This window comes from Vibrio sp. 1580 (assembly GCF_033340055.1).
This window is the reverse complement of the sequence record NZ_JAWOVT010000339.1, coordinates 1-667: the sequence shown is the minus strand read 5'-3', so window position 1 is coordinate 667 and position 667 is coordinate 1. Positions and strand designations below refer to the sequence as shown.

The window sequence follows — 667 nt, the reverse complement described above, 5'->3', positions numbered from 1 at the left end:
ATGCGTATATGGATTGGTTTGTTCGCCTAAATAATCAACGAGTAGCTCATAAGGTTTGACCGCTGGGTTAACGACCACCGCTTTAAAACCATACTTCGCATTCAGCCATGTCGACATGTAACCACCAAGCGAGCTACCCACTAAGCCAATGTTGTAGTCATCTTTGTATTGCTCAGCAATATCCAACAACAATTGAGCCGCTTGTTCAGGAAAGCAAGGCAATTGTGGGACGATGACTTTGATGTCCGGACGATGCTGCGCGCAATATTCTCTCATTAAATTGGCTTTCATTGAGAGCGGTGAGCTGTTGAAACCGTGGATGTACAATAGAAGTGAAGGTTTACTCATAGAAGTCTCGCATGAAAAAGCGAGCCCGAACTTAGAGCTCGGGCATCATTAATATCCGTTGGAAGAGAAATCTGGCTGGAATTGGCCTTCTGGCAAACGGTCGACATGGGTTGTGATGTCGCCGTTGGTGTGCAGTTCTAGCTCACGCCAACCTGGGGATGTGGTATCAAGCGCGAAATCATCGGAATTCGGCTTAAACTGGACACACGTTGATGGTGTTGCCATCACTCGAATACCTTTGTGTATTACGTTCATGTCTTGATGAACATGCCCACACAAAATGCCTTTTACATTGTCGAATCGATCCACAACTTGCCAA

The 667-nt window shown here is 45.9% G+C and carries 1 protein-coding gene and 1 pseudogene; both read right to left on the bottom strand.

The window, feature by feature from the left end; translation table 11 throughout:
* A partial coding sequence (locus R7093_RS25885; RefSeq protein WP_318147102.1) for a YqiA/YcfP family alpha/beta fold hydrolase occupies positions 1-348 on the bottom strand: 348 nt, incomplete at its 3' end.
* A gap of 48 nt (positions 349-396) precedes the next feature.
* Positions 397-667: pseudogene (locus R7093_RS25880) on the bottom strand (3',5'-cyclic-AMP phosphodiesterase); the annotation flags it as partial.